2 protein-coding genes and 1 pseudogene are annotated in these 3,891 nt (G+C 38.2%); all 3 read left to right on the top strand.

From position 1 onward, the window contains the following. Positions 1 to 133: 133 nt before the first annotated feature. The 3 genes and pseudogenes from AC3DU7_RS27805 (at position 134) to AC3DU7_RS27795 (ending at position 3,606) form a co-directional block, all read left to right on the top strand. A pseudogene (locus tag AC3DU7_RS27805) lies at positions 134 to 631 on the top strand (transposase). Between the two features lie 711 nt (positions 632 to 1,342). Further along, positions 1,343 to 2,893 carry an NAD(P)/FAD-dependent oxidoreductase gene (locus AC3DU7_RS27800; RefSeq protein ID WP_488042496.1) on the top strand — a complete coding sequence of 517 codons (1,551 nt, stop codon included), beginning with the start codon at positions 1,343 to 1,345 and terminating at the stop codon, positions 2,891 to 2,893. A 152-nt stretch (positions 2,894 to 3,045) separates the two neighbouring features. Beyond that, complete coding sequence (locus tag AC3DU7_RS27795; RefSeq protein ID WP_488042495.1) at positions 3,046 to 3,606, top strand: YHS domain-containing (seleno)protein; 561 nt, start codon at positions 3,046 to 3,048, stop codon at positions 3,604 to 3,606. The last annotated feature ends 285 nt before the right edge of the window (positions 3,607 to 3,891 follow it).

Below are 3,891 nucleotides of genomic sequence, written 5' to 3'. Positions count from 1 at the left end.
ACCAGAAAAAGCCACAAAAGGAAACAACAACCACAAGCAAGAGCAATTAAGCAAGTAGACCTAGAAATGTTGAAACTCGAGCGCCAGCAGCGGAGAAATCGACTTGAAATATCTAGATGAATCAGGTTTTTGTATGTGGAGTGAACCAAGTTATAGCTATGATCGACGAGGTGAGCAAAAATGTTTGGAACAGACAAAGCGTCGTGGTCGTAGATTAAGTATTATTGGACTTTTTCAACCTCTAATTAGCTTTGTTTATGGCCTAGTAATCGGCGGTGTCAATTGTAAATCTTACATCCAGATGATGGAGCGAGAAGCTATTGAAGCAGAAAAACTCGGACGGATGAGAGTAATAGTACAGGATAATGGCCCCATACATAAATGTCAGGAAGTTCAAAAGTTATGGTCAAAGTGGGAAACTCAGGGTTTATAGATCTTTTTTCTACCGAAATATTGTTCTGAAATGAACCCAATTGAATTGGAGTGGCAACATCTCAAACAAGATGAATTATCAGGACGAATGTTTGAGGATGAGTTAGACCTTGCTTATGGGGTAATGGATGGAGTGACAGCAAGGGGAAAAAGAGGACAATACAGTACACAACGTATTAAATTTAACTCTAGAACTTAAATTTAACTTTTCGTTACATAGTGATAAATTTTCCCGCCTACCTACTTAAATGTAACTATCTTGAATTCAAATCAAGAAAAATGGAGATAGTTATATTGTAAGCATTCAGCTATTAGCTGTCAGCTATCATTTATCATGAGAGGGTTTAAATAAATATAGACTTTAAAGCCAGTTTTTGTAGTAAGTATAAATTATACTTCAATTAGTAAAACTTTCATCTAAAACTAAAAGCAAGAGCTGTTTGCGTAGCATCCTATAGAGAAGCGCTTATAGCTAACGGCTGAATGCTTACTTTATATTAAATATATTTTAGGCAAATCTTATGAGAGTTTAAATTACTAAAAAATCCTTTTCAACTAAAAATATATTTTGTAATTCTTTAACCTACATTCCGCACGACAAAATAATGTAGTATAAAGACTAGTAGTCAATAGTCAGTAGTCAGTAGGAAATGATGTGCAGCTTATTTCTGGGTAGACCAAGTATTTATATTTAATATTTTCCTGAAATTTTGACTCATGAAAAAGGTCAATGACGATGATTTATACAGTATAAATACTTGCCAAGTTATCATTTTCAATACTACTTTTAATGCTACAAATTGACGTGCGGAATGTGAGCTTTAAAATTACATAGAATTGCCATATAAAACTACTTATAAATAAATATTAAAAAATCAGCAATAATTATAGCAAAATAAATCAAAAAATTATGTCCTTAACAGAACAAGTTCTCTCACAAATTCCGGGAACTCCTTTACAAGGTCTGCGTAAAGCTGACCAAGTTTGGCAAAACCTTCGAGAAGACAATATTTCTATTCCTACTACTGTGAAGAAAGAAACTCAATTATTAAACACTTTAGACTGGGATGTAGTGATTTGTGGTGGAACTCTGGGTATACTTATTGGAGCAACTTTAGTAAAAAAAGGTTGGCGGGTAGCTCTGTTAGAACGAGGTATCCTTAAAGGTAGAAAACAAGAATGGAACATATCCCACAAAGAACTTGAAACATTTATAGAATTAAACCTTCTCTCCTCAGAAGAATTAGAAACAGCGATCGCCACCGAATATAACCCTGCGCGAATTAGCTTTCCAGAGAGCGAAGACATTTGGGTCAAAGATGTTCTCAATGTAGGTGTAGATCCAGTTTACCTCCTAGAAACTCTCAAACAGCGTTTCCTTGAAGCAGGTGGTCAACTATTTGAAAACACAGCTTACAAAGGAGCAACCATTCATCCAGATGGGATCGACATTCAGGTTAGTAGTGGCCAATCATTCAAAGCTCGACTGCTCCTAGATGCAATGGGGCATTTTTCTCCCATTGTGAAACAAGCACGCCAAGGCAAAAAACCCGATGCCGTCTGTCTAGTAGTTGGTACTTGCGCCACTGGATACCCGAAAAATGATACAGGAGACATTTTTGCCTCATTCACTCCTATACAAAACCAATGTCAATACTTTTGGGAAGCATTTCCTGCTAGAGATGGACGAACTACTTATCTCTTTACCTATTTAGATGCTCATCCAGATAGAATTTCCCTAGAATCATTCTTTGAAGAATACCTCCGCTTATTACCTGAATATCAAAAAGTGGAGCTTAGTCAACTTACATTTCAACGTGCTCTCTTTGGTTTTTTTCCTTGTTATCGTCAAAGTCCTCTTCAAACTCCTTGGAATCGTATTTTGCCAGTAGGAGATAGTAGTGGGAGTCAGTCTCCTCTTAGTTTTGGTGGTTTTGGAGCTATGGTACGTCACTTGAAACGTCTAACCGGGGGTATTGATGAAGCTCTCCAAACTGACAATATTTCTTCAAATGCTTTAGCACTTTTACAACCTTATCAGCCTAGTATATCAGTCACTTGGTTGTTTCAACGTTCTATGAGTGTAGGGGTAGACCAAAAAGTTGAACCAAATCAAATTAATCAACTATTGGCAGGTGTATTTCAGGTAATGGATCGACTAGGGGAATTTGTACTTATACCTTTTTTGCAAGATGTGGTGCAGTTTCCTGCTTTAGCACAAACTTTATTTATGACTTCTTTGAAGCAACCAGGTTTAGTAATTAAAATTATTCCTCAAGTTGGGATTGGAAATTTATTAGATTGGATGAGACATTATTTTAATTTGGGAATTTATAGTTTATTATATCCTATAGGAGATAAAATAGGGTTTTTAGTAACAAAAATGCCATTGGAGCAGCATTATTATTATCGTCGTTGGATTGAAAAATGGCGGTATGGTTCTGGTGGAGATTATAAATGATAGTGAGTCAGGTTTCTAATTTTTTTTTTCAATTCACTCAGAACATGACTATGAAAAGAGTTTCAGGAATTTCTCACAGTCTGCTCAGTTGACTAGCTTAATTTAAGGATGTTGATCTTGCAATCCCAAAATCCTTTTGAGAAAAAGTTAAGATGAAACGTCGATATTTTGTCCTGTCTTCAGTTAGTTTCGGGTTGGTCATAGGGTGTGCTTCCCTACAAACGAAAAATTCCCCTCAGCCATCAGTAGAACTATCCACCGATTCCGTACCGCCTGCTATTGGCGTATCCTCCAACAAAGCTGATGAATCTCAAATCGCCAATGTCACAAAGCCGATTTTTGCGGAAAACGGAGTTGCCATTCGAGGTGTAGATCCAGTTGCGTATTTTCAAGTAGGTAAACCTGTCCAAGGAAATAAACAATTTACTCACAATTGGATGGGTGTCAACTGGTGGTTTTCCAGTGCCAAAAATCGCGACTTGTTTGAAGCTTCCCCAGAGCAATATGCACCGCAGTATAGCGGTTTCTGTGCTTTTGCCGTTGCCAATGGATACACAGCTACTATCGTTCCTGAAGCCTGGAGTATTGTCGAAGGGAGGCTATATCTCAATTTCAGTTTAGGGGTTCGCGATCGCTGGGAACGGGATATTCCAGGCAATATTGCCCGCGCCAATAAAAACTGGCCTGCTGCGGCTGCCAACTTTCGGGGGTGAGGGGTAATTTCAGTTATCAGTTATCAGTTATCAGTACCTCCGGCTTTAGTCGGAGGCTTGAAAATACTGAATTGAAATTTCTCTTGGTCGATTGGATATGGCGAGGAAACCTCGCCATCCCTCGACCGCTTTTTCATCCCCTTAAAAGGGGAGGCTTTAGACCTCATTTTTTTGGTAAAGGTCTAGTGTCGCTACCCGCGACATCGTAGCTACATTTCCTAGTAGTATTATATAGCGCTGTGCGCAGGCAACAGGCAACAGCTCATCTGGCAACAGGGGGAATAA

The organism is Okeania sp. (genome assembly GCF_983059655.1).
Note: the sequence above shows the minus strand (reverse complement) of the source record. Positions and strands in the feature narration are given on the sequence as shown.

Bases quoted from the DNA above. Each gene is read 5' to 3' on its own strand.
- AC3DU7_RS27800 (WP_488042496.1), top strand. From the start codon at position 1,343: ATGTCCTTAACAGAACAAGTTCTCTCACAAATTCCGGGAACTCCTTTA.
- AC3DU7_RS27795 (WP_488042495.1), top strand. From the start codon at position 3,046: ATGAAACGTCGATATTTTGTCCTGTCTTCAGTTAGTTTCGGGTTGGTC.